At 62.9% G+C, this 22,716-nt stretch carries 26 protein-coding genes; 17 read left to right on the top strand and 9 right to left on the bottom strand.

Features of this window, described 5'->3' with window-relative positions; all coding sequences use genetic code 11:
• Positions 1 to 45: 45 nt before the first annotated feature.
• The 3 genes from lspA to ABMA32_RS01550 are packed head-to-tail and all read right to left on the bottom strand — an operon-like array spanning position 46 to position 2,446.
• Positions 46 to 540 carry a signal peptidase II gene (lspA, locus tag ABMA32_RS01540; protein WP_349011967.1) on the bottom strand — a complete coding sequence of 165 codons (495 nt, stop codon included), beginning with the start codon at positions 538 to 540 and terminating at the stop codon, positions 46 to 48.
• A complete protein-coding gene (locus ABMA32_RS01545) occupies positions 537 to 1,394 on the bottom strand; it encodes a TrmH family RNA methyltransferase (protein ID WP_349011968.1) in 858 nt (285 codons plus the stop codon). Before ABMA32_RS01545 ends, lspA begins: the two co-directional genes overlap by 4 nt.
• The gene (locus ABMA32_RS01550; protein WP_349011969.1) at positions 1,391 to 2,446 is read right to left on the bottom strand and encodes an RsmD family RNA methyltransferase; all 1,056 of its coding nucleotides are present in this window, start codon (positions 2,444 to 2,446) and stop codon (positions 1,391 to 1,393) included. The genes ABMA32_RS01545 and ABMA32_RS01550 overlap by 4 nt, the downstream gene beginning before the upstream one ends.
• A 108-nt stretch (positions 2,447 to 2,554) precedes the next feature.
• On the opposite strand from ABMA32_RS01550, the gene ABMA32_RS01555 reads away from it, so the two are divergent.
• Entirely contained in the window at positions 2,555 to 4,366 is a 1,812-nt protein-coding gene (locus tag ABMA32_RS01555) for a caspase family protein (protein WP_349011970.1), read from the top strand.
• 4 nt (positions 4,367 to 4,370) lie between these two features.
• On the opposite strand, the gene lhpI is transcribed toward ABMA32_RS01555, so the two are convergent.
• The 4 genes from lhpI to sppA are packed head-to-tail and all read right to left on the bottom strand — an operon-like array spanning position 4,371 to position 7,013.
• Positions 4,371 to 5,330: a bifunctional Delta(1)-pyrroline-2-carboxylate/Delta(1)-piperideine-2-carboxylate reductase gene (lhpI, locus tag ABMA32_RS01560; RefSeq protein WP_349011971.1), complete on the bottom strand. Its 960-nt coding sequence runs from the start codon at positions 5,328 to 5,330 to the stop codon at positions 4,371 to 4,373.
• A 14-nt stretch (positions 5,331 to 5,344) separates the two neighbouring features.
• Complete coding sequence (locus tag ABMA32_RS01565; RefSeq protein WP_349011972.1) at positions 5,345 to 5,671, bottom strand: LapA family protein; 327 nt, start codon at positions 5,669 to 5,671, stop codon at positions 5,345 to 5,347.
• 23 nt (positions 5,672 to 5,694) lie between these two features.
• On the bottom strand, positions 5,695 to 5,979 hold the full coding sequence (locus ABMA32_RS01570; protein WP_349011973.1) for an integration host factor subunit beta: 285 nt from the start codon (positions 5,977 to 5,979) through the stop codon (positions 5,695 to 5,697).
• 59 nt (positions 5,980 to 6,038) lie between these two features.
• The gene (gene sppA, locus ABMA32_RS01575) at positions 6,039 to 7,013 is read right to left on the bottom strand and encodes a signal peptide peptidase SppA (protein ID WP_349011974.1); all 975 of its coding nucleotides are present in this window, start codon (positions 7,011 to 7,013) and stop codon (positions 6,039 to 6,041) included.
• Positions 7,014 to 7,332: 319 nt separating this feature from the next.
• On the opposite strand from sppA, the gene lptC reads away from it, so the two are divergent.
• The 6 genes from lptC to ptsN all read left to right on the top strand — a co-directional run bounded on the left by lptC (position 7,333) and on the right by ptsN (position 12,420).
• Positions 7,333 to 8,046: an LPS export ABC transporter periplasmic protein LptC gene (gene lptC / locus ABMA32_RS01580; RefSeq protein ID WP_349011975.1), complete on the top strand. Its 714-nt coding sequence runs from the start codon at positions 7,333 to 7,335 to the stop codon at positions 8,044 to 8,046.
• Complete coding sequence (locus ABMA32_RS01585; RefSeq protein ID WP_349011976.1) at positions 8,033 to 8,575, top strand: LptA/OstA family protein; 543 nt, start codon at positions 8,033 to 8,035, stop codon at positions 8,573 to 8,575. Before lptC ends, ABMA32_RS01585 begins: the two co-directional genes overlap by 14 nt.
• A complete protein-coding gene (gene lptB / locus ABMA32_RS01590) occupies positions 8,575 to 9,387 on the top strand; it encodes an LPS export ABC transporter ATP-binding protein (RefSeq protein ID WP_349011977.1) in 813 nt (270 codons plus the stop codon). Before ABMA32_RS01585 ends, lptB begins: the two co-directional genes overlap by 1 nt.
• A 159-nt stretch (positions 9,388 to 9,546) precedes the next feature.
• Entirely contained in the window at positions 9,547 to 11,070 is a 1,524-nt protein-coding gene (gene rpoN, locus ABMA32_RS01595) for an RNA polymerase factor sigma-54 (RefSeq protein ID WP_349011978.1), read from the top strand.
• 243 nt (positions 11,071 to 11,313) lie between these two features.
• Positions 11,314 to 11,889, top strand: a complete 576-nt coding sequence (gene hpf / locus ABMA32_RS01600; RefSeq protein WP_349011979.1) for a ribosome hibernation-promoting factor, HPF/YfiA family — start codon at positions 11,314 to 11,316, stop codon at positions 11,887 to 11,889.
• Positions 11,890 to 11,955: 66 nt separating this feature from the next.
• On the top strand, positions 11,956 to 12,420 hold the full coding sequence (gene ptsN / locus ABMA32_RS01605; RefSeq protein ID WP_349011980.1) for a PTS IIA-like nitrogen regulatory protein PtsN: 465 nt from the start codon (positions 11,956 to 11,958) through the stop codon (positions 12,418 to 12,420).
• A 94-nt stretch (positions 12,421 to 12,514) separates the two neighbouring features.
• Here the strand turns inward: ptsN and ABMA32_RS01610 are convergent, their stop codons facing one another.
• Together ABMA32_RS01610 and ABMA32_RS01615 are read right to left on the bottom strand one after the other, a co-directional pair.
• Positions 12,515 to 12,772 (bottom strand): BQ00720 family protein, encoded by a 258-nt coding sequence (locus ABMA32_RS01610; RefSeq protein WP_349011981.1) that lies wholly within the window; start codon positions 12,770 to 12,772, stop codon positions 12,515 to 12,517.
• 96 nt (positions 12,773 to 12,868) lie between these two features.
• A complete protein-coding gene (locus ABMA32_RS01615; protein ID WP_349011982.1) occupies positions 12,869 to 13,294 on the bottom strand; it encodes an Hsp20 family protein in 426 nt (141 codons plus the stop codon).
• 131 nt (positions 13,295 to 13,425) lie between these two features.
• On the opposite strand from ABMA32_RS01615, the gene ABMA32_RS01620 reads away from it, so the two are divergent.
• The 10 genes from ABMA32_RS01620 to ABMA32_RS01665 all read left to right on the top strand — a co-directional run bounded on the left by ABMA32_RS01620 (position 13,426) and on the right by ABMA32_RS01665 (position 22,660).
• The gene (locus tag ABMA32_RS01620; protein ID WP_349011983.1) at positions 13,426 to 14,367 is read left to right on the top strand and encodes a nucleoside hydrolase; all 942 of its coding nucleotides are present in this window, start codon (positions 13,426 to 13,428) and stop codon (positions 14,365 to 14,367) included.
• A gap of 135 nt (positions 14,368 to 14,502) precedes the next feature.
• Positions 14,503 to 15,807: a nicotinate phosphoribosyltransferase gene (pncB, locus tag ABMA32_RS01625; protein ID WP_349011984.1), complete on the top strand. Its 1,305-nt coding sequence runs from the start codon at positions 14,503 to 14,505 to the stop codon at positions 15,805 to 15,807.
• An 18-nt stretch (positions 15,808 to 15,825) separates the two neighbouring features.
• A complete protein-coding gene (locus tag ABMA32_RS01630) occupies positions 15,826 to 17,262 on the top strand; it encodes a hypothetical protein (protein WP_349011985.1) in 1,437 nt (478 codons plus the stop codon).
• A gap of 158 nt (positions 17,263 to 17,420) precedes the next feature.
• Positions 17,421 to 18,719, top strand: coding sequence for an ABC transporter substrate-binding protein (locus tag ABMA32_RS01635; protein WP_349011986.1), 1,299 nt, complete (start codon positions 17,421 to 17,423; stop codon positions 18,717 to 18,719).
• Positions 18,720 to 18,783: 64 nt separating this feature from the next.
• Positions 18,784 to 19,071: a CopG family ribbon-helix-helix protein gene (locus ABMA32_RS01640; protein WP_349011987.1), complete on the top strand. Its 288-nt coding sequence runs from the start codon at positions 18,784 to 18,786 to the stop codon at positions 19,069 to 19,071.
• 2 nt (positions 19,072 to 19,073) lie between these two features.
• Positions 19,074 to 19,358 (top strand): type II toxin-antitoxin system RelE/ParE family toxin, encoded by a 285-nt coding sequence (locus tag ABMA32_RS01645; RefSeq protein ID WP_349013299.1) that lies wholly within the window; start codon positions 19,074 to 19,076, stop codon positions 19,356 to 19,358.
• On the top strand, positions 19,359 to 20,240 hold the full coding sequence (locus ABMA32_RS01650; RefSeq protein ID WP_349011988.1) for a branched-chain amino acid ABC transporter permease: 882 nt from the start codon (positions 19,359 to 19,361) through the stop codon (positions 20,238 to 20,240).
• Positions 20,237 to 21,220, top strand: coding sequence for a branched-chain amino acid ABC transporter permease (locus ABMA32_RS01655; protein WP_349011989.1), 984 nt, complete (start codon positions 20,237 to 20,239; stop codon positions 21,218 to 21,220). Before ABMA32_RS01650 ends, ABMA32_RS01655 begins: the two co-directional genes overlap by 4 nt.
• Positions 21,217 to 21,960 (top strand): ABC transporter ATP-binding protein, encoded by a 744-nt coding sequence (locus ABMA32_RS01660; RefSeq protein WP_349011990.1) that lies wholly within the window; start codon positions 21,217 to 21,219, stop codon positions 21,958 to 21,960. Before ABMA32_RS01655 ends, ABMA32_RS01660 begins: the two co-directional genes overlap by 4 nt.
• Positions 21,953 to 22,660: an ABC transporter ATP-binding protein gene (locus tag ABMA32_RS01665; protein WP_349011991.1), complete on the top strand. Its 708-nt coding sequence runs from the start codon at positions 21,953 to 21,955 to the stop codon at positions 22,658 to 22,660. Before ABMA32_RS01660 ends, ABMA32_RS01665 begins: the two co-directional genes overlap by 8 nt.
• The last annotated feature ends 56 nt before the right edge of the window (positions 22,661 to 22,716 follow it).

Genomic DNA, 22,716 nt, shown 5'->3' on the forward strand with positions numbered 1-22,716 from the left:
ATGGCAGATACAGATTAGAGAAGCTTTCGGTCGATAGTTTGCATTTTAGCGATCTATGCCGGATTCGCTGCCGGTCCGCTGCCGCCGCCAGCCGAGGAACTCCTCCAGCAGCACGATGATCGCGCCGATCGTGATGAAAACGTCGGCGAGATTGAAGACCGCGAACGACCAGACCGGCGTGTGGAAATAGATGTAGTCGATGACGTGACCATAAACGACCCGGTCGATCAAGTTGCCGATGGCGCCGCCGATAATCAGCGCAAAGCCGAGCCTCGCGAACCATTGTTCCGGGGTGGAGCGGCTGGCGAGATAGAGCACGAAGACGATTACAGCGAGCGACACCACGACCAGCAGCGTGTCGTTGAAGGACGAGAACATCGAGAAGGCGACGCCGGTATTGTAGGTGCGGTAGAGCGCCAGGAAAGGCAGCACCTCGACCATCTCCTGAAGCACCAGGCGCGTCTCGACCAGATACTTGATCCACTGGTCGAGCGCGACGAGGCCAGCGACAAGGGCTACGTAGAAGGGGAGTGTTCTCAAGATCGCGCCTCGTGGTCGAGCGTCAGGGCATGGCGGCGCACCTCGAACAGCATCACGCCGGTCGCAACCGCAAGGTTGAGCGAATCCGCGCGTCCCGCCTGCGGGATGCGCAACAGCCTGTCGCAGGCCGTCGCAAGCTCGTCGGTCAGGCCCTGCTGTTCATTGCCCATCAGGAGCACGACCGGCTTGCCGCGAAAATCGACGGAACGATAGTCGACAGCGCCCTTCAGATGGGTTCCGGCCACGATCCCATGAAAACCTTTCCGCCAAGCCAGGAACGCATCCTGAGAAGCCTTCGCGACGGGCACGGCGAAGATGGACCCCATGGTCGCGCGCACGGTTTCGAGCGAGAACGGATCGGTGGTGTCGCCGACCAGGATGAGGCCCTTCGCGCCAACGGCGTCGGCCGTGCGGATGACCGTGCCGAGATTTCCGGGGTCGCGTACGCGGTCGAGCGCCACCCAGACGTCGCCGGCTGCGGGGCGGATGTCTTTCAACTGCGCAAGACGTTGCGCAAAGATGCCGACGACCGCCTGAGGATTATCACGGCGGGTGATGGCGGTGAGAACCTTCTCCGTTACTTCGAGGACGGTGCCGCCCGCTGCGACGGTGCGGGCTGCGACCTTCTCGACGGCCGCATTGCCACGCGCGTTCTTGGCGAATACGAGCGTCTTGATCGACCAGCCGAGATCGAGCGCGTCGATGACGAGTTTCAGTCCCTCGGCCATGAAGGCTTGCTGTTCGTCGCGGAACTTCTTCAGCGACAGCGCCTTGATGTCCTTGACGATGGGGTTGGCGAGGCTCGTGACCTCCTTCACCTGTCCCGGCGCGCCGCCCGCGCGTTGCCCACTCATATGGCGAGCCACCGCGAAAAAAGCGACGTCGAAAGCGCGCGGCCGGCGGCCTTTTCGCGGATGATGAGCTCGCCCGATTCCACCGTTCCGCCCATGCCAGCTAAACTGTCGCGCATCAGCGCGTGTATAGCGAAGAAAGACGAGCGGATCGAATAGGCGGTGAGCACGACGGCGAGCGGTTTCGGCGTCAGGATTTGCCGGCAAAGGTCCGTCAGCTTCGGCAGGTCCTCGAACAATTGCCAGACCTCACCCTTCGGCCCCCTGCCATAGGCGGGCGGGTCGAAGAGGATGATGTCGTAGTGGCTGCCGCGCCGGGCCTCGCGCTCGGCGAACTTCATGGCATCCTCGCAGATCCAGCGGATCGGCTTTTGGCCGAGACCGGCCATCTCCTGGTTCTCGCGCGCCCAGCCGATCGCCTTCTTCGAGGCGTCGACATGGGTCACTTCCGCCCCGACGCGCGCGGCGACCAGCGACGCCAGACCGGTATAGCCGAAAAGGTTCAGCACCTTCACGGGACGCTTGGCGCGTTCGATCAGGCCAGCCATGTGGTCCCAGTGCGACGCCTGCTCCGGAAACACGCCGACATGGCGAAAGGACGTGAAGCGGCCGAGATAGTGGATGCCGTCATGCTTCATCGGCCATGTCTCGCCGAGCGGCGTTTTCGGGAAGCGCCAGCGGCCCATGCCCTCCTCGTCGGTGTCGCCCGTGAAGATCGCGTCAACGCGGTTCCAGTCGTTTTCGGGCAGCGCTCGCCGCCAGATCGCCTGCCCCTCGGGGCGAACGATGCGATAAGGGCCATACTGTTCCAGCTTCTCGCCGTCGCCGCTGTCGAGCAGGGCATAGTCGGCGTTCGGCGCGACTTCGAGGATGAGCGGCAGTTTTTCCGCCGGCAAGGTACCGGGACGGCGGGGAAGATGTTCCGCCACGGTCTGCGACGGTTCACTCGGAGCCTTCGCCAGCTTCTCCGCAGGGCGCTGCCCGGCATGAGCGCGCGGCGGCGAGGCGCTTGGGCGCGGTCGGTCGTCGCGGCGCTTGTCGCGCGAGTGTTTCAACCTGTCAGGCTCCGGATCGGACTGCCGCGCTTCTGCCATAGCGGGCCGGCATGAGCAAGTTCGGTTGCCCGCCCCGGCGCGCTCGGCTACCTTGGAGCGATGGGTTTGGTGGCAAGATTTTCTCCAGCGCTGTTCGCATGGCTGGTGTTGGCCGGATTGCAGTTTGCGATCTCGCCAGCTGGCGCGGGCGTGGTGGTGCTTGGCGAGAAGGAACAGGCCGAGCAGCAGAAGGCCGTCGAGGAAGAGGCGCAGGCCGCCGAACTGGAACGCGTCGAAAGGCTCGCCGCCTTCGAAACCATGAAGGCGGAACTGGCAAAGCTTCCCTCGGTTGCGAGCGTGACCGCTTCCTCGGGAAAGCGCCATGCCTTTGTGGTCGGCAATGATGACTACGAGGCGATCTCGAAGCTCTTCAAGGCAGTCGGCGATGCGACCTCTGTAAGTGCCGCGCTGAAGCAGCTCGGCTTCCAGGTGACCACGCAGAAGAACCTGGGGCGCGATGACTTTGATGACGCGCTAGAGGCGTTCTACGAAACGCTGCAGGAAGGCGACGTCGCGGTGTTCTATTATTCCGGGCACGGCATCGCGGTGGACGGCGCCAACTACCTGCTGCCGGTCGACATGCCCGAGGTCGACCCGGACGACGAGCGCAAGATCAGGCGCGAGGGCATCGACGCCAACGAGGTGGTGCAGACGCTCGCCGCTCGCGGCGTCCAGTTGGCGCTGGTCGTGCTCGACGCTTGCCGCGACGATCCGTTCGCGCGCGATGGCACGAGGAGCGCGGCGAGCCTCCGGGGGCTTGCTCCCATCACACCGAACAAGGGTGTCTTCGTCATCTATTCCGCCGGTATAGGCGAAAAGGCCCTCGACCGCCTCAGCGATGCGGACCCCGATCCCAATTCGATCTTCACGCGCAAGTTCATGCCGATCCTGGAGACACCCGGCCTGCCGCTGGTGGACATCGCCAAGCGAACGCAGGTCGAAGTGCGTGAACTGGCCCAGCAGGCGCGGCACAAGCAGGCCCCAGCCTATTACGATCAGGTGATCGGCCAGTACTATTTTCAGCCGCCCCGGCCGAAACTTTACGGAATAACGATCGGCATCGACAAATATGCAGGCATTTCGCTACGCGGTGCGGTGAACGACGCCGAGCGCATCGCGCGCTCGCTTGAGTCGCTCGGCGCGGAAAAGGTCGTGCGCATGTTTGACCATGACGCGCGCCTGCCCTTCATCGAATATGTCTGGCGCGACATGGTCGAGGATGCCAGCCCCGGCGACACCATCGTCTTTTCCTACGCCGGGTCGAGCGCGCAGGTTCCAACCACTTCGAAGGAAGACGAGCCAGACGGGCTCGACGAGGTGCTGCTGCTGGCGGAAGTGGACATGCGGCAGGCGAAAGAGGGCTTGATCGATGAGGAGCGATCCGGTTCGCTCATCTACGACAACAAGCTGACCGAGTGGATGAAGATGGCGTCCGACAAGAACGTCAATGTCGTCCTCCTGGTCGATGGCTGCCATGGCGGCGGACTGCTGGACCGGGAGTTCGCGAACGTTTCCTTTGTCGGCGCAAGCGCTGAAGACGAACTGGTCATGGAATACAAGGTCGACGGCCGCAGCCACGGCCTGGCCAGCGTCGCCTTTGCGCAGGGCGTCGAGGGCGCTGCGGACTACAATGGTGACGGGTTCGTGGCGCAACGCGAACTGTTCCACTACGTCTCCGACAGCGTCTTTCGAAACGCCAAACGGAAGCAGACGCCGGAATTCCTGCCGGCGGTAAAGGGCTTGCCGACAGTGCAGGCCGTGTCGGCAAGCTCATCATCGAATTCCGCCACCGACCTGCCGCTCTTCAAGCTTCCGGCCGATCTTGCAGGCAAGGTGGAAGCGAGCCTGGCGGCGCCGTTCCCGAATGAACCGAGCCGATAGGGCTCTACCTGGATTTGTCGAATACGGCGACGGCAGCGGCGAGATCCTCGAGCGCTGCGCCGACCGACTTGAACAGGGTGATTTCGTTTTCGCTGCCGCGCCCGCTTTTCTCCCCCCGGGCGAGCTCATGAAGGTCGGCGATGATCGCGTCGGGCTTCAGCACGCCGGAGGCGATAGGCTGCACGATGTCGCCGGCTTCCTTCGTGGCGCCTGCGCGTGTGTCGACATAGACACGGGCGCGTGTGATCGCGTCATCATCGCTCTCGCGCATGGTGGGCGTAAACGCGCCAACGAGATCGACATGCGCCCCCGGCTTCAGCAAGGCGCCCTTCACCAAAGGCGTCGTTGTGATCGTCGCGCAGGAGACAATGTCGGCCCAGCCGAGTGCGGCATCGAGGTCGTCGGCAACCGTCGCCCGACGTCCCTCAGCAGCAAGTTCCGCCACGATCTTCTCGGCGTTGGCCCTGGTCCGATTCCAGATGCGGATTTCCTCGATCGCTCGGACAGCGGAATGGGCGCGCGCGAGAAACGGAGACAGCGCGCCTGCGCCGACGACAAGCAGCTTCGACGCATCCTTGCGGGCGAGATAGTCGGCGGCCAATGCCGAGGCGGCGGCGGTGCGCCATTGAGTGAGACGCTGGCCGTCTATCAGCGCCTTCGGTTCGCCGGTGACGCCGTCGAGAAGCAGGTATATGCCCATCACGGCCGGCTTGCCGATCGCATTGTTGTCAGGCGAGACCGTGACGACCTTGACCCCGATATAGCCGTCGCCCGACGCGGCCGTGGAAAAATCCGTCCATGCCGGCATCAGCAGCAGCGTCGATGCGGCACCTTGCGGACGCTCCACGGAATGGTGATGACGTACTGGCTGTACGGCGCCCGCCCTGAAGGCTTCTCGAAGAGTTTCGACGAGGCTTTCGAAGGTCAGCGCGCGATCGACGTCGTCTGCCGAAATGTTTAGCATCGATCCCGCCGTCGCTACGGGCGTGGCAGCAGCGGCGCGGTGGCCGGCGGCGTGCGGCTGATGGCAGCCTGCTTCAAGGCTTCGGCCTCCTGCCCCCGCTGGCGCGCCAGCTTGCGATAGTGGCCCTGCCGGACCCATGTTGCGAGGCTGCCGAGGATGAGGCCAATCGCGGTTGCGGCGAACAGCAGTGCGAAGAGCGGCATCTGCCATGTCAGGGCGGGATTCCCAGGATTGAAGGGATCGAGCGTGAACGGCACAGCGGCACGGTTGGCTACCGCCAGCGCCACCAGCACAATGGCGATGGGCACGAGGATCACGATCAGAACAAAGCGGTTGAGCATCCTGCGATTAATCCCGGCGGATTTCACTTCCCGCCATTCAGCCTTTCGCGCAATTCCTTGCCGGTCTTGAAGAAAGGCACCCACTTTTCCTCGACCTCGACCGACTCGCCGGTGCGCGGGTTGCGGCCCGTCCGGGCAGGCCGGTTCTTGACCGAGAACGCGCCAAACCCGCGCAGCTCGACCCGGTTCCCTTCCGCCAGCGCGTCCGTGATCTCGTCGAAGATCGAGCTGACGATGTTCTCGACGTCCCGCAGGAAAAGATGCGGGTTGCGTGAAGCGATAATCTGCACAAGTTCGGATTTGATCATGAGCGCGTCCCCGCCACTATCCGTTGCAATACAGTATGCGGATGATTTTATTGTTCTTTTCAGTCACTTAAAATGGCACGGTCAGGTTGCCAGACTGACAGCAGACCGTCAAGGAACAAGCGTTCGCCGCCGAGTTCCTTCAGCAGTGCGACCCCTGTCTCCGGCAACCCCACCAGCCGGCCGAGCATCGCGGACGCCGCTTCCGACGTCATGAACCAGCTCGAATTCTTCGCCTTCCATTCGATGACTTCGAGGTCGCCGTCAACGCCTTTGGTCTCCAACCAGCCGACTGCCTGGTCCTCTCCGCCCAGTTCGTCGACGAGCTTGTTCTGCAGCGCCTGGCGTCCGGTGAAGACCGATCCGTCGGCCACCGCGATGACCTCGGCGCGCGTCATCGGCCGGCGCTCGTCGACCAGCCCGACAAACCAGTCATAGCTGTCCATGATCATCGAGCGGATCATGGCGCGTTCCTCGTCGGTCGTCGGATTGAAGGGCGACGGCTCGGCCTTGAGCGGCGACGACTTCACCTCTTCCAGCTTGACGCCGATCTTGTCCATCAGGCCGGTCACGTCGGGGAACTGCACAAGCACGCCGATCGAGCCGACGATGGAGGACTGGCGCGCGACGATATGGTCGGCGGCGCTGGCGATCATGTAGCCGGCCGATGCGGCCAGCGTCCCCACCTGAGCGACCACCGGCTTGTCGGCGGCGAGCTTGCGCACCGCCTCGAAGATAGCCTCGCCGCCGGCTGTCGTGCCGCCGGGTGAATCGATCGACAGGATGACGCCCCTGACCGACGGTGACTTGCGCACCTCATCCAGGCGCTCCAGCAACTCGTCGTCCTCGGTGATGGTGCCCTCGATACGGATCTTGGCGATATGCGCGGTGCCGGTGCCGGCGAGGTCGCCGCGCGCCAGCCAGACGGAAGCGGCGAGCAGCGCGATTGCGGCCACCGCCAGCGTCGCCACGCGCCAGAACGTCAGCTTGCGCCGCAATCGGCGTCGGTCGATCAGGTCGTCGGCGCGCGTCGCCATGGATGAGCTCTCCTGAACCGGATGGAATTGTCGCGTTTTAGAACAAGGCTGGTTTCGTCGCTACCCGGTTTCTCCCTCGACAGGCGCGACAAGGCGCGCAAACAGGGTTTCGAGGCCAGATTGGTTCTGGTCAAACTTCCCAAAATAACCATATTGGGGTGCAAATCGCGTTTGTGTAAGATTTCGTGATGAGGGTTCCTATATCTGCGGAACCATCGGCACGGCCGAGCGGTCGGCATGGCGGGTTCAACGATTTCTTTGGGGTTATCCGGCGATATCGCCGGAGGATATTGCATTCTCTGAACCGAAAGGCGGCGCGTTGGCGCAGGCAGGCGAAGCGACGTATGGCGACGTAGGGTTCGAGCTCCCCGACTGGGGTGCGGGTTCGCGCGCCGAGGCGTTTCGCCGCGCCCAGAGGCATTCGCGTCTCGTCCGGTTGCTGAAAGTGATGCTGCCGGGCCTGGCCGCGCTGATGACCGGCGGGCTGATCGCCTATTCCGTGCTGACCATTCCCGACCAGGCGACCATCGCGACGGCCGGCCCGGGCCCCGCCGAGGGCAAGCTGGTCATGGACGCGCCGCGGCTGGAAGGGTTTACCGGTGATGGGCGCTCCTATTCTGTCGATGCCGCCCGCGCCACCCAGGACTATGACCAGCAGGACATCGTCGACCTCGAGGGCATCGATGCGAAGATGCCGATCGAGAACGGCAATTGGGCCCGTGTCGAGACCTCGAACGGTACCTATGACAGGCTCGCGAACACGCTGGACGTGCCGACGGACATCGTCGTCACCACGACGGATGGCCTGGTCGCAAGGCTGAAATCGGCCTTCCTGGACATCAACAACGGAACCTTGAAAACCACCAGCCCGATCGATATCCAGTCCTACGGATCGAGGATAACGGCCGACTCCATGCAGGTTCTGGACAATGGCAAGCGTGCCATCTTCGAGAACCGGGTCAAGGTCCATATCGATCTGGGCCGGCTCAAGGAAGCTCAGGCTGCAAGAGGAGAAGCGAATGCGTCGAATTAAATATATGGCGGCGCTGTCCTTCGCCGCTCTTGCCCTGGCCTGTGCCCAGGCGTCCGCGCAAAGCGCCGTCGAAAGCCGGCTCACCGGCCTGCGTCTCAACGGCAACGAGCCCATCGAAATCGAAAGCGACAAGCTCGAGGTTCGGGAGACCGAGAACAAGGCGATCTTCACCGGTAATGTCGCCGTCACGCAGGGGCCGACGGTTCTCAAATCCGGAACCATGACCGTGTTCTATGCCAAGGACGGGGGCTCCGCAGCCACCGGTTCCTCCAACATCGACCGCCTCGAAGTCGACGGCAAGGTCTATGTGAAGTCCGACAAGCAGGTCGCGACCGGCGACAGCGGCGTCTTCGACATGAAGTCCGAGGTGCTGACGCTCTCGGGCAAGGAAGTCGTGCTCTCGGAAGGCAGCAACGTGCTGCGGGGCTGCAAGCTCACAGTGCAGATGAAGACCGGCCGGGCCCAGGTCGACGGCTGCTCGAAGGGCGGCCGCGTGCAGATGAAGCTCGATCCGTCGTCCAGGCAGTAATGGCCGGAAAGTCCTCGCTGATGTCGCGCCTGTTCGGAGGGCGCCAGGTGGCCGCGCCTGCCGTCAAGCGCAGCGAGTCCATGGTTTTCAAGGGCACGCTGATCGCCAAGGGCCTGACGAAGAGCTACAAGAGCCGCCGCGTGGTCAACGGCGTTTCGCTCGGCGTCAGGGCCGGCGAGGCAGTTGGCCTGCTTGGTCCCAACGGCGCGGGCAAGACAACCTGTTTCTACATGGTCACCGGCCTGGTGCCCGTCGACCAGGGCACGATCGAGATCGACGGTTTTGACGTGACCTCGATGCCGATGTATCGCCGCGCGCGGCTTGGCATCGGCTACCTGCCGCAGGAATCGTCGATCTTTCGCGGCCTGACGGTCGAGCAGAACATCCGCGCCATCGTCGAGGTCGTCGAGAAAAGCCGAAAGCAGCGCGAGCACGACATCGATGCGCTTCTGGACGAGTTTCACATAGCGCATCTGCGCAAATCGCCATCGCTGGCGCTCTCCGGCGGCGAGCGGCGGCGTCTCGAAATCGCGCGCGCGCTTGCCAGCCGGCCAAGCTACATGCTGCTCGACGAGCCGTTCGCCGGCATCGACCCGATCGCGGTGTCCGACATCCAGCAACTGGTCCGGCATCTCACGGCGCGCGGCATCGGCGTGCTGGTCACCGATCACAATGTGCGTGAAACGCTTGGCCTCATCGACCGCGCCTATATCCTCCATGGCGGTGAGGTCCTGACCCACGGCCAGGCCGACGAAATCGTTGCGAATCCTGACGTTCGGCGGCTTTATCTGGGCGAAAGCTTCACGCTTTAGCACGCCTCCCGCACGCCGTTCGCGTCGCTCTAAACCCTCCGGTAAGCCCGGCATGCTATCCCTTGGCGCTTGACAAGCAAAAGCCGGGCCACTTTCTATGGGTTGTTCGCGGCGGGGTCAGAGGGCGGCGGACGCGTAGCGGGGGGTTGAGTTTCGTCGATGGGATTGAGCGCCAAACTTCAGCTGAGGCAGTCGCAGTCGCTGGTGATGACGCCGCAGCTGATGCAGTCGATCAGGCTGCTGCAGCTAACCCATATGGAACTCGAGCGCTTCGTCGACGAGGAAATCGAACGGAACCCGCTGCTTGACCGCGCGGAGCCGCGTGACGATGCTGCCTCGGACCAGCTTCAGAAGCAGGAAGGCCTTGCCGAGGCGGCCTCAGAGGGCGACTGGTTCGAGACCGAGCATGGCTGGTCGGCCGAAGCGATGTCGGCGAAGCTGGACAGTTCGCTTGAAAACATTTTTCCCGATGACCCCGGCCGGGCCGAGCGGCTGGGTCCGGGCCTGTCTGCGCAGTGGAAGTCGGCGGCTGGACCGAACGGCGGCTCGTTCGAAGGCTTTGATATGGACGACATGGCGGCCGCACCGGTCAGCCTGCGCGACCATGTCGCCGAACAGATCGCCTTTGCCTTCTCCGATCCGGCTGCGCGCCTGATCGCGCATGAACTCGCCGAGCACCTCGACGATGACGGCTATCTCCGCGCCGACCTTGCCGAAATCGGCGAAAGGCTTGGGTCCAGCGTGAGCGAGGTCTCCAATGTGCTGTGCGTCTGCCAATCTTTCGAACCCATCGGCCTGTTTGCCCGAGACCTCGCCGAGTGCCTCGCGATGCAACTGGCGCAGCGGGACAGGCTCGACCCGGCTATGCGTGCGTTGCTCGACAACCTCGAACTCCTTGCCCGCCGCGACTTTGTGTCGCTGAGACGCATCTGCGGTGTCGAGGAAGACGACTTGCTCGACATGCTTGCCGAAATCCGGGCGCTCGATCCACGACCGGGTACGCGTTTCGTGGGCGGAAACACCGATGCGATCGTGGCGGATGTCGAGGTTCGTCCCGCCGGCGACGGCAGCTGGGCTGTCGAACTCAATCCCGAGACCCTGCCGAGGGTTCTGGTCGACAACATATACTTCTCGCAGGTGGTCGGCCGCGCCAAGGACCAGACCGAGAAGGACTTTCTCTCAGAATGCCTTCAAAACGCCAACTGGCTGACGCGAAGCCTCGACCAGCGTGCCAAGACCATCCTGAAAGTCGCATCGGAGATCGTCCGGCAGCAGGACGCATTCCTTGCCCACGGCGTCAGGCATTTGCGGCCGCTCAACCTGCGCACCGTCGCCGACGCTATCGGCATGCATGAATCCACGGTCAGCCGGGTGACCGCCAACAAGTACATGCTGACACCGCGCGGCGTGTTCGAGCTGCGCTATTTCTTCACGGTGTCGATAGCGGCTTCAGGCGGCGGCGAAGCGCATTCGTCGGAAGCGGTGCGCGACCGCATCCGTGAGATGATCGAAGGTGAAAAACCGGCAGATGTCCTGTCGGACGATGCGATTGTGGATATGTTGAAGAAGAACGGCGTCGAAATCGCCCGGCGTACCGTCGCGAAGTACCGGGAAAGCATGAATATTCCCTCGTCCGTCCAGCGCCGTCGCGAAAAGCGCGCAAGGGTTTCAGCGGGCCGCTGAACGGACATCTGACGCAGCGGCGCGCGCCGGTTGATTGACATTCATTATTGAAGTGACTAGAAGCCCGCCCGCATGGAACGGCCGTTGGTCTGGGCCGTTGAGTTACCGTCTGGAGACGGCTTGTGATCAACCACAAAGTTCGGACTGGAAAACGGCCCTGAGGCCGCCGCGGAGCTTGTGCCCAAATGTGACGGGTATAAACTCCGGGCATCCAGAGTCTGAACAGGGAAGGTCTATGACAAGATGAGCCTGCGGATATCGGGAAAACATATGGAGATCGGCGAGGCGTTCCGCTCCCGCATCAAGGGTCGGATCGACGAGATGGTCGAGAAGTATTTCGACGGCGGTTTTTCGGGACACGTGACAGTCGAGAAATCCGGCCCGCGCTTCTCTGCCGACTGCGTCATCTTCCTTGATACCGGAATGGGACTTCAGGCGACTGGCCAGGCCTACGACCCGCAGGCTGCGTTCGAGATCGCCTCGGATCGTATCGAGACCCGTTTGCGCCGTTACAAGCGCAAGCTGCGCTCCTACGACGCCGCACCCTCTAGCCGGGAGGAGGATATCTCCTACCGGATCATGGCGCCTGCGGCCGAAGAGGTTGAGGAGATCCCGGAAGACTTCGCTCCGGCAATCGTTGCTGAATCGACCGTCTCGCTGAAGACGATGTCGGTCGCCAACGCGATCGTCGAACTCGACGTGAAGGACAGCCCGGTTTTCGTGTTCCGCAATGCCGGTAACGATCAAGTCAACATCGTGTATCGCCGCGCCGACGGCAATATCGGCTGGATCGACCCGTCCAAAGCCATGACGGCCTAGACAGAGGCATCGCCCGGTCCGCGCAATTTGCGTCGGTGCCGTGGCGAAGCACAAGGATTTGTTGGAATGGATCTTAGCGATCTCATCGAAGTGCCGGCTGTCATGCCGGCGGTGAAGGCAAACTCAAAGAAGCAGCTTTTGCAGCTTCTGTCGGAGCGCGCTGCCTCCATCACCGGAATTCCCGAGCGCGAAATTTTCGACACGGTGTTCCAGCGCGAGCGGCTTGGCTCGACCGGCGTCGGCAATGGCATTGCCATTCCACACGGCAAGCTGTCCGGCGTGAAGAACATCACAGGTGTGTTCGCGAGGCTGGAAACGCCGGTCGACTTCGAAGCCCTGGACGACGAACCGGTCGACCTCGTCTTCCTTCTTCTGGCGCCCGAGGGCGCAGGCGCCGACCATCTCAAGGCGCTGTCGCGTATCGCGCGCGTCCTGCGCGACGGCGACACTGTATCGAAGGTGCGGGGCACCCGCGACGCTTCCGCGATCCATGCCTTGTTGTCGGAGACGCCTGGCTACAAGGCAGCCTGAGAGCGACAAGGCAGTCTGAGAGCGACAAGGCAGTCTGGGGGGCGACTGTCGATTGCTTGAAAAAGGCGGCTCTGAGCCGCCTTTTCTGTTGCGATTAGTGGATGCTGACCGGCGTCAGGTCGTTCTCAAACGCACCGGCGATAGCGCGATCCTTGGCGTCGGAGATTAGGATCGGCTGCCCATTCGCGGCAAAAAGCGCCCAAAGCCTGGTGTTCGGGGCGATTTCCGGCAGGCCGGGAAACTTGCCGTTCAACTCTTCGCCACCCATTTCGCGCAGGTAAGCCACGGTTCCCTCACCCAGATGGGCCAGATCGTTTTCGCTGAACGTGGGAATCTCATTTCTGCTGGTCATGTCAGCCTCCTTCACGCGGGGCGTCCCTGATGGACCAACCCGCAATAGAGCCAAAGGTTCCGGTTCATCACCGGTAGTGTCGCGGCGGATCCTTCTTTAATCCTTAACCGCGATATCGATTTTTCGGACGAGCTTCTCGGGTTCGGGCCGGTCGAGATCGATCGAGAGCAGGCCGTTCCTGAGTTCCGCGCCAGTCACCCGCATGCCGTCGGCAAGCACGAAACAGCGCTGAAATTGCCGGGCGGCGATGCCGCGATGCAGGTATTCCCGCTCCGTCTCGTCGGTCTGGCGACCGCGAACAACGAGCTGGTTTTCCTCGGTGGTGACCTCGAGATCGCACTCCGCAAAGCCTGCCACCGCAAGCGTGATGCGCAGTTTTTCGGCCGCGCCGTCAGCACCCCGCAGACGCTCAATATTGTAGGGAGGATAGGAGTCGCCGGTCTTCGCCAGACGCTCCAGCGTCTTTTCCATGGCGTCGAACCCAAGCAACAGCGGGCTCGAAAACGGCGTCATTCTACTCATGTAACAGTGTCCTCTACGAGCGACATAATGGAGAAAAACCCGGATGGCATTTTTCTCGCTGGTGCTGATATGGTCCGCGCCGCCACCGAGTTCAAGAGTGGCCATTTGCATCGTCCGGGGACAAGAAATACATGCCTGAAATCAGAAAAATAATCATCGACACGGATCCCGGTCAGGACGACGCGGTCGCCATCATGACCGCACTGGCCAGCCCGGAACTCGACGTTCTGGGTTTGACCGTCGTTGCAGGCAACGTGCCCCTGGCGCTGACGGAGAAGAACGCACGCAAGATCTGCGAGTTGTCCGGCCGGCCTGACATGAAGGTCTTCGCCGGCGCGATCCGGCCCATGGTACGCGATCTCGTGACTGCGGAGAACGTCCATGGCAAGACGGGCCTCAACGGCCCTGTCCTTCCCGACCCCACGATGCCGCTTCAGGACCAGTATGCTGTCGACTTCATCGTCGAGACGCTGATGCGGGAGAAGAGCGGTTCGGTCACGATCTGCGCTCTCGGACCGCTGACCAACATCGGCCTTGCGCTGGTGCGCGAGCCGAGGATCGCGCCCCGCATCCGCGAAATCGTCCTGATGGGCGGCGGACTGTTCGAGGGCGGAAATTTGACACCTGCGGCCGAGTTCAACATCTATGTCGATCCTCATGCCGCCGACGTGGTGTTGCGGTCCGGCGTCCCCATCGTCATCGTCCCGCTGGACTGCACACACAAGGTGCTGACCACCGCGAAGCGCATAGCGGCGTTCCGTGACCTCGGCACGGCTCCCGGCATCGCGGTGGCGGAGATGCTCGAATTCTTCGAGCGTTTCGACGAGGCAAAGTACGGCACCGACGGCGGCCCGCTGCACGACCCCTGCGTCATCGCCTACCTGCTCGAGCCCGCGCTTTTCTCGGGCCGGCACATCAACGTTGAAGTCGAAACCGTTTCCGAACTGACGCTCGGGATGACCGTTGCCGACTGGTGGGGCGTCACAAACAGGCCGAAGAACGCGAACTATCTGCTCGAGGTCGACGACCAGGGCGTCTTCGACCTCCTCGTCGAACGGATCGGTCGACTTTAGTCCCGAACGTCGGCTGGCTCAGGCGCGTGATCGTTCCGTCGTGCCAGCCGACAAACGGACGCGCACCGCCAATAAATCAATGCTATAGGCGTTTTCAGAGGCCGCCGGAGGAAGGGCGGAAGAGGAAACGCGCCGATGACGAGAACCGATATAGCGCAGCGTGTGTACAACCACACCTGGAAGCTGGATCCGATCGTGCGCAGCCTGCTCGACACGGATTTCTACAAGCTGCTGATGCTGCAGATGATCTGGGGCATGTACCCGAAGGTCAACGCCACATTCTCGCTGATCAACCGCAAGACATCGGTGCGGCTTGCCGACGAGATCGACGAGCATGAGCTCCGCGACCAGCTCGATCACGCGCGCACGCTGCGCTTTTCCAAGAAGGAGATGATCTGGCTGGCCGGCAACAATTTTTATGGCCGCAAGCAGATATTCGAGCCGGAATTCCTCGCCTGGCTGGAGAATTTCCAGCTCCCGGAATACGAACTGAGAAAGCGCGACGGCCAGTACGAACTCGAGTTTCCCGGACCATGGATGTACACGACACTATGGGAGATACCGGCGCTCGCCATCATCAACGAACTGCGCTCGCGCGCTGCGATAAAGAGCTTCGGCCCGTTCGGGCTCGACGTGCTCTACGCCCGCGCGAAGGCGAAGATGTGGGACAAGACGGAACGCCTGCGTGCGATTCCGGGCATCCGGATATCGGATTTCGGCACGCGCCGCCGCCACTCCTTCCTGTGGCAGCGCTGGTGCGTCGAGGCGCTCAAGGAAGGCATCGGCGAGGCCTTCACCGGCACCTCCAACGTCCTGCTTGGCATGGACACAGACCTGGAGGCGCTGGGTACCAACGCGCATGAATTGCCTATGGTGCTGGCAGCACTTGCCAGCACCGAGAAGGAACTGCGCGCCGCCCCCTACAAGGTGTTGCAAGACTGGCAGCGCTATTATGGCGGCAACCTGCTCATTGTGCTGCCGGACGCATTCGGCACCGCCGCCTTCCTGCGCGACGCGCCGGATTGGGTGGCGGGCTGGACCGGCTTCCGTCCCGACAGCGCGCCGCCGATCGAGGGCGGCGAGCGCATCCTGGCGTGGTGGCGCGAGAAGGGCGTCGATCCACGCAAGAAGCTGCTGATCTTCTCGGACGGTTTGGACGTCGACACGATCATCGACACCTACAATCACTTCAAGGGCAAGGTGCGCATGTCCTTCGGCTGGGGCACCAACCTCACCAACGATTTCGAGGACTGCGCACCGGAACAGACCGACGGCCTAAAGGCCATCTCGCTGGTCTGCAAGGTGACCGAGGCCAATGGAAAGCCTGCCGTCAAGCTCTCGGACAATCCCGCCAAGGCGACCGGCGACCGCAAGGCGATCGAGCGCTATCTGCGGGTGTTCGGCGAGGAAGACCGCGTCGAACAGCTTGTGAAGGTGTGAGGCCACGCATTCGGTCAGATGGTTGATCGTCCAGGCACCGCAGCACCCCCCTCTGGGCGCTGGCCTTGGCCGGCAGGCCTGCTTCTATCCCTCATCCCCACTTCCGCCCTCGCTCATGCCTCGGATCGCGGCCATGTCCTTCTGCTGCCGACCGGCCACTACATCATCGGCGGCGCTCTCGCCGTGGCGGCGAGCTTCCTCGTCCTGCTATTGGTTCGACCCGAAACACTGGAGCGGCTGGCCGCTGGGAGATTGACCATCGGTCCTGCGCCCGACGCGCTTCGCCTGCCGCTCAGCCTGCTGTCCTTTCTGGTCCTTGCGATCCTCGTCCTTGCAGGGGTGTTCGGCAGCCGCGATCCGCTGTCCAACCCGCTGTCACTAACGATCTGGACGCTGCTCTGGGTGGGGCTGACGCTGCTGCAGGGTTTGCTCGGCAATCTCTGGTCCTGGATCAACCCGTGGTACGGCCCGCATCGCATTGCCTCGGCCTTACTGGGAAAGTCAGTCGATGCGCCACCACTTCGGCTGCCGGCATGGGCGGGCCTCTGGCCGGCGGTGGTGCTGTTTCTCGGCTTCGCCTGGTTCGAGCTGATCGATCCCGCACCCGAAGATCCGTTGCGGCTGGCTTGGGCGGTTGGAGGCTACTGGCTGTTCAACTTTGCGATGATGCTCCTCTTCGGGTTCGAGGCGTGGGCCGGGCGGTGCGAGTTCCTGTCCGTCTTCTTCGGGATGGTCGCGCGCTTCGGCGTTGTTGGGAGAGAGGACGATGAAAAAGTTTCGCTTCGGCTGCCGAGCGCCCGTTTGCTGCAAACCCCTGCGCTGGCGCTGAGCAGTACGGTCTTCCTGCTTTTCACGCTGGCGTCGGTTTCGTTCGACGGCCTGTCGAGAACCTTCTTCTGGTTTGCGCTGAACGGGTTGAACCCGCTGGAATTTCCGGGCCGAACCGCGCTGATCGCGATCAACGGCGTGGGCCTCGCCATCGCCTGCGTGCTGCTCGCCCTTGTGTTCTTTGCCTGCGTTTTTCTGGGCGAGAAGCTCGCCGGCACCCGGAGGCATTTCGCTGTTACTGCCGGAACCTTCGTCTGGTCGATCGTGCCGATCGCGCTCGCCTATCACTTCTCGCACTATCTGACTGTCCTGCTGGTCAACAGCCAGTATGCGCTGGTCGCCTTCTCCGATCCTTTTTCGCTTGGCTGGGACCTGTTCGGCACCGCCCATATGCCGGTGAGGGCCGCGGTGGCCGCTGGCTCGGACTCCGCCTGGGTGATCTGGAACGCGCAGGCCGCAGCCATCGTCGGCGGACACGTGCTGGCGGTCCTGGTGGCGCATATGCTGGCGTACCGCCTCCACGGAACGGCGCGCGCCGCTACCCTCAGTCAGTTACCGCTTACCATCCTGATGATCGCCTACACCGTGCTCGGGCTCTGGTTGCTGTCGACGCCGACGGCTGCATGAGTGATCGTTCGGCACGCGCGATCCCTGCGATGCAGCATCTCTGTTGCCAGCATTTCGGATTGGTGATTTAGTTTTTGCACACACGATTTCTCGCCGCCGCCATGGGCAGGCGGACGGCGGTTTCCGGCACCGACAAACAACAAGACAGGGGAACCCGCATGACCGATTCCAGCTCGATATTCGGCAGGAAGATTTCTCGCCGCAACACACTGAAGGGCCTTGGTGTCGCGGCCGCCGGCATCGCCGCGGGCCCGGGCTTCGTGCGATACGCGCAGGCACAGAGTTCCGCGCCGATCAAGATCGGCTTCCAGGCGCACAAGACCGGCATCGGGGCTGCCTACGGTCGCTGGTATGAAAAGACGACCAACGCCGCCATCAAGGCGATTAACGATGCTGGCGGTATCAACGGCCGTCCTGTCGAGGTGATCATCGAGGACGACGGCACCGACCCCGGCCGGGGCGCGGAAATCGTCGCCAAGTTCGCCACCCAGTATGGCTGCGACGTCGCCTACGGCACCCTGTTCTCGCACGTCGTCATCGGCTCGGCTCCGGCCGCCGGCGAACACAAGCTGCCCTACTTCGTCGTCTCCGAAGGCCACCACGTCGCTTCGACGACGCTGAACCGCTGGGTCTTCCAGCCGGGCATCACCGACGTGAAGAGCCAGATCCAGTCGATGGCGCCGTGGATCGCGGCCAACGCAGGCAAGAAGGTCACGCAGATATTCCCCGATTTCGCCTTCGGCTACGATCACCGCGACTTCCTGCCGCCGGCGCTGAAGGCGCAGGGCGCGGACGTGGTCGCGCAGATCGCCATCCCGCCGACGGAAAGCAGCTTCACCAAATACTTCCCGCAGATTCCCTCCGACACCGACGTGATCTACCACGTCATGGTCGGCCCGGCCGTGCTGACTTTCGTCAAGGAACTGGGTGAGTTCTACGGCTCCAGCAAGCCGCAGCTCTTCGGCTTTATCGACAGCCTGGAGGCGGTGGACATTAACAGCCCCGGCCTTGAGTTCCTCGATGGCACCCATTTCTGGGAAGGCTCGCCGCGCTACGCCCAGCCCGACGACACCGATGCCCAGAAGGTCTATCGCGCCGCCGTCGGCATCGACGACAACGGAGCGTCGGTGGACGATCCCAAGGACGTCTCGACGGCCGCCCACATGTTCGGCTGCTGGGAGACGCTTTACGTCATCAAGAAGGCCATGGAGGATGCCGGCTACCAGGGACCGGCTGATAAGGCAAAGCTCGTCGAGGCTACGGAGGCGCTGACGGAGTTCGCCGAGGGACCCGAGCATCCGCAAGGTCCAAAAGTGTTCAACGGCAAAATCCACCAGGTTTTTGGCATCCAGAACATCTCCAAGGTCGAGGACGGCAAGCTCAAGGTCGTGCACAAGACCTCGATCGAGGACGGTCTCTACGAGCCCGAGGGCGACTACACGACCCAGCCACTATAAGGATTGCTTGATGACAGGTACTGAAGACGTATATACGTTTTCAGTACCTCGCTGGGAGTGCGCCATGGCCAAGGAAGCCGTCTTCACGATGAAGCTCGAGCGGGAGCTTAGGGATGCGTTCATGGCTGCGGCCAAGGATGCCGACCGTCCTGCGTCGCAGATCGTACGCGAGTTCATGCGGGACTATGTCGAGCAGGATCGTGAGTATCTCGCCTGGCTTCAGCGCAAGGTGGACAATGCGCGTGCCGACATAGCCGCCGGTCGCGTCCATAGCCACGAAGAGGTAGAAGCAGAGATGGATAAACTCTTCGCAGATCTGGAACAGAAACGTCGTGGGGCAGATGCGGCTTGAAATTGGTATGGACAACCCGTGCCAAAAATGACCTTCGTGAAATCCTCTCCTATGTCTGGGTTGACAATCCTGCCGCGTCGCGAAAGCTCCGCAGCCGTATCGAGACCTCGGTCAAGCATCTGGGCGCTCATCCTTTTTCCGGTCGGCCAGGTGCAATTGTTGGCACGCGCGAAGCCGTGCCTCACCCAAGCTACCGATTGGTCTATCAGGTGACGGACGACTCCGTGTTCATCCTCCGGATCGTCCACACCTCCCGCCAGTGGCCACCCGTCGAGGACGAAAGCTGAATGGCGTTCGGCCCGCATCTCCTTCTTGCGACGCTTGAGGGGCTTGTCACTTCCGCGGTGCTGGCCCTCATGGCGCTTGGACTGTCGCTGGTCTTCGGCGTCATGCGCGTGGTCAACGTCGCGCATGGCGAGTTCTACATGCTGGGCGCGGTGCTCGCCTGGTCCGTCGCCTCGGCCTTTGGCGGACATCCAGCGATAGGCTTCCTCGCCGCGCTGGTCATTTCGCCGCTGATCGTCGGCGCGGTGGCGCTGGTTGCCGACCGCCTCGTCCTCAAGCGCCTTGACTACAATCCGGAAGCCACCATCGTCGCGACGATCGGGCTGCTGTACATCATCCAGCAGGCCGCGCTGACCTTCTACGGAGCGGATGCGCGACCGGTACAGGCGCCTTTCAACTATCGCATTTCGTTGCCGTGGTTCGGTTATTCCGGCTACAAGCTGGCGGTGATCGCCGCTTCGGTGGCGCTGCTGCTCGTCACATGGTTCGTGCTGTCGCGCACCAGGATCGGCCTGATGATGCGGGCGACGCAGTATGACAGCGAGACAGCACAGGCCTTCGGCATTCCGGTCGAACGTGTCTATGCCGGCGTCTTCGCTGTGGGCGCGATGCTGGCTGCGATCGCTGCGGTGCTGATCGTGCCGACCAGCCAAGCGCATTATCTCATGGGCCGCGACCCGCTGCTGCTCTCGTTCATCGTCGTCATCATAGGCGGGCTGGGCAGCCTGCGCGGAACAGTGGTGGCAGCACTCCTGATCGGCGTGTCGGACGGCATCATCTCGGTCTTCTTCTCGCCGACCCTAGCCAAGATCATCGCCACCCTTGTGGTCGCCATGGTGCTCGTCTTCCGGCCGCAAGGCCTCTTCGGGACGACGCCGCGATGAACGGGGGCACCGGCAAGGCGATCGCGCTGCATGTCGCCGTCATCGCGGCTCTGTTTGCGCTGAATTTCGTCCTGCCTGCCTACCATCACGGCGTTCTGGCGCGGGTGATGGTGCTTGCCGTCTTCGCCATGGGCTACAATCTGCTGTTCGGCTATGCCGGCCTGCTCAGTCTTGGCCATGCAATGTTTTTCGCTGCGGGGCTCTACGGAGCCGGCCTGCCGATGGTGCATTTCGGTTGGGGTGTTCCGGCGGCCTTCGCGGCCGGGCTCGTGGCGGGCATACTTCTGTCGCTCGTCATCGGCCTGCTTGCGCTACGCACCAAGGGCGTGGCGTTCATGATCGTCACCATGATGTTCGCGCAGGTCGGTTATCTGCTTGTCTATTATTTCGGGTCGTGGACACGCGGCGACGAAGGCCTCGTCATCCAGCAGCAGGCGCGCGCACTTCATTTCGGCGCCACCCGCCTCGATCTAACCGAGCCTGTCACGCGCTACATGACGGCGCTCGCGCTGTTTTCCATCGTGCTCGTCGCCACGCTCATCGTCGTTCGCTCGTCCTTCGGGCGCGTGCTTATCGCGATCCGCGAAAACGAGGAACGCACGCGGATGCTCGGCTATGACACCTTTGCCAACAAGCTCGCCGCCATGGTCGCCTCCGGCGCGATCTGCGCGGCGGCGGGTGCCGCCTATGTCATCCTGTTCGGCTATGTCGGTTCGACCTTCGCCTCCATCCAGTATTCCATCCTGCCGCTGCTCTGGGTGTTGCTCGGCGGCGCGGCCACCACGCTCGGTCCGCTGGTCGGCACGGTGCTGATGTTCTATCTGATCGACGGTTCGGGTGACCTCCTGAAGACCTATGCGCCGGGCTGGAACATCAGCCATCTGGGCATCGTCGGCGTCGCGCTGATCCTGCTCGTGCTGTTCTTTCCGAAAGGCATACTCGGCACGATCCGTGACCGCTGGGCGAGGTGGCTGCCATGACGCCGCTTCTGACCGTCAAGGGGCTGAGCCGGCACTTCGGTGGGCTGAAGGCCGTCGACAATGTCGACTTCGCGGTGATGCAGGGCGAGATCCGCGCCATCATCGGCCCCAACGGCGCGGGCAAGACCACTTTTGTCAGCCTCATCTGCGGCAGGATCGAGCCGACGTCGGGCATGATCGTGTTCGACGGCAACGACGTCACCAACCTGCCGCCGCACGAACGCGTCCGGCGCGGCATCGCCTATACGTTCCAGATCACCAGCGTCTTCGCCAACCTGACCGCCTATGACAATGTCGCGCTGCCGGTACAGCGCACGCTGGCCGATGGACGCGGGCATGGCGCGGTGCATGCGGATGTCATGTCCGCGCTGGAACGCGTCGGGCTGGCCGGGCGCGAGGACGCTATCGCCGGCACACTTTCCTACGGCCACCAGCGCCTGCTGGAACTCGCGATGGGGCTGGCGCTGAAGCCTCGCCTGTTGATCCTCGACGAGCCGACGCAGGGCCTGTCAGACGGCGAGATCGAGAATTTCATCGGGCTTGTCCGCGAGATCGCACGCGACGCGACAGTGCTGCTGATCGAGCACAACATGCCCGTTGTGATGGAACTTGCCGACCGTATCACGGTGTTGAACGCAGGAAGCATCCTGGCTGAGGGCACGCCGGACCAGATCCGCGCCAATGCCGAAGTGCAGCATGCCTATCTCGGCACGCCGGAAGAGGAGGATGCGGATGGCTGACGCGCTGACCATTTCCGGCCTCGACTGCCTCTATGGCGAGACGCAGGTTCTCTTCGGGCTCGGGCTGACGCTCAGGCAGGGGGAGGTGCACTGCCTGCTCGGCCGAAATGGCGCCGGGAAGACGACGACGCTCAAGGCCATCATGGGACTGGCGCCGGCACGATCCGGATCGATCCGCCTCGGCGATATCGAACTGACCGGCCTGCCTCCGCATGAAGTGCCGAGGGCCGGCGTCGCCTATGTGCCGCAGGGTCGTCGGCTTTTCGCCGAGATGACGGTTGCCGAGAACATCGAGATCGGCCTGATGACACGCCACATGGGCATGGATGTGCGCGAAGCGGTGCTCGATCTTTTCCCGGTGCTGCGCGAACGCCTGAGGCAACGCTCCGGCACGCTGTCCGGCGGCGAGCAGCAGCAGCTTGCCATGGCGCGCGCGCTCTGCATCGAGCCGCGCGTCCTGCTGCTGGACGAACCGACGGAAGGGCTGATGCCGTCGATGATCGCGAAGATCCGCCAGTCAGTCGCCGCACTTCGCGAGCGCGGCGTGTCCACGATTCTCGTCGAGCAACGCGTCGATGCCGTTCTGTCGGTCGCCGATCGCGTGTCCTTCATCGAGAACGGGCGCGTTCGCGAGACGGTCGAGGTCGACCGTCTGCGCGACGATCCGGAGATCGTGAAGCGATATGTCGGCGTCAGTTAGTGCATGACCCTGAACTGCGTTAACGAAACATGGGTCCCGTTTCAAAAGAAAATCGT

The sequence above is a fragment of the Mesorhizobium quangtriensis genome (assembly GCF_040081925.1).
Classification (GTDB): Bacteria; Pseudomonadota; Alphaproteobacteria; order Rhizobiales; family Rhizobiaceae; genus Mesorhizobium_K; species Mesorhizobium_K quangtriensis.

Coding starts and splice junctions, on each gene's coding strand:
- ABMA32_RS01545 (WP_349011968.1), bottom strand. CDS start 1,394: ATGAGTGGGCAACGCGCGGGCGGCGCGCCGGGACAGGTGAAGGAGGTC.
- lhpI (WP_349011971.1), bottom strand. CDS start 5,330: ATGCTAAACATTTCGGCAGACGACGTCGATCGCGCGCTGACCTTCGAA.
- ABMA32_RS01565 (WP_349011972.1), bottom strand. CDS start 5,671: ATGCTCAACCGCTTTGTTCTGATCGTGATCCTCGTGCCCATCGCCATT.
- ABMA32_RS01570 (WP_349011973.1), bottom strand. CDS start 5,979: ATGATCAAATCCGAACTTGTGCAGATTATCGCTTCACGCAACCCGCAT.
- sppA (WP_349011974.1), bottom strand. CDS start 7,013: ATGGCGACGCGCGCCGACGACCTGATCGACCGACGCCGATTGCGGCGC.
- ABMA32_RS01585 (WP_349011976.1), top strand. CDS start 8,033: ATGCGTCGAATTAAATATATGGCGGCGCTGTCCTTCGCCGCTCTTGCC.
- lptB (WP_349011977.1), top strand. CDS start 8,575: ATGGCCGGAAAGTCCTCGCTGATGTCGCGCCTGTTCGGAGGGCGCCAG.
- rpoN (WP_349011978.1), top strand. CDS start 9,547: ATGGGATTGAGCGCCAAACTTCAGCTGAGGCAGTCGCAGTCGCTGGTG.
- hpf (WP_349011979.1), top strand. CDS start 11,314: ATGAGCCTGCGGATATCGGGAAAACATATGGAGATCGGCGAGGCGTTC.
- ptsN (WP_349011980.1), top strand. CDS start 11,956: ATGGATCTTAGCGATCTCATCGAAGTGCCGGCTGTCATGCCGGCGGTG.
- ABMA32_RS01610 (WP_349011981.1), bottom strand. CDS start 12,772: ATGACCAGCAGAAATGAGATTCCCACGTTCAGCGAAAACGATCTGGCC.
- ABMA32_RS01615 (WP_349011982.1), bottom strand. CDS start 13,294: ATGAGTAGAATGACGCCGTTTTCGAGCCCGCTGTTGCTTGGGTTCGAC.
- ABMA32_RS01620 (WP_349011983.1), top strand. CDS start 13,426: ATGCCTGAAATCAGAAAAATAATCATCGACACGGATCCCGGTCAGGAC.
- pncB (WP_349011984.1), top strand. CDS start 14,503: ATGACGAGAACCGATATAGCGCAGCGTGTGTACAACCACACCTGGAAG.
- ABMA32_RS01630 (WP_349011985.1), top strand. CDS start 15,826: ATGGTTGATCGTCCAGGCACCGCAGCACCCCCCTCTGGGCGCTGGCCT.
- ABMA32_RS01635 (WP_349011986.1), top strand. CDS start 17,421: ATGACCGATTCCAGCTCGATATTCGGCAGGAAGATTTCTCGCCGCAAC.
- ABMA32_RS01640 (WP_349011987.1), top strand. CDS start 18,784: ATGGCCAAGGAAGCCGTCTTCACGATGAAGCTCGAGCGGGAGCTTAGG.
- ABMA32_RS01650 (WP_349011988.1), top strand. CDS start 19,359: ATGGCGTTCGGCCCGCATCTCCTTCTTGCGACGCTTGAGGGGCTTGTC.
- ABMA32_RS01655 (WP_349011989.1), top strand. CDS start 20,237: ATGAACGGGGGCACCGGCAAGGCGATCGCGCTGCATGTCGCCGTCATC.
- ABMA32_RS01660 (WP_349011990.1), top strand. CDS start 21,217: ATGACGCCGCTTCTGACCGTCAAGGGGCTGAGCCGGCACTTCGGTGGG.
- ABMA32_RS01665 (WP_349011991.1), top strand. CDS start 21,953: ATGGCTGACGCGCTGACCATTTCCGGCCTCGACTGCCTCTATGGCGAG.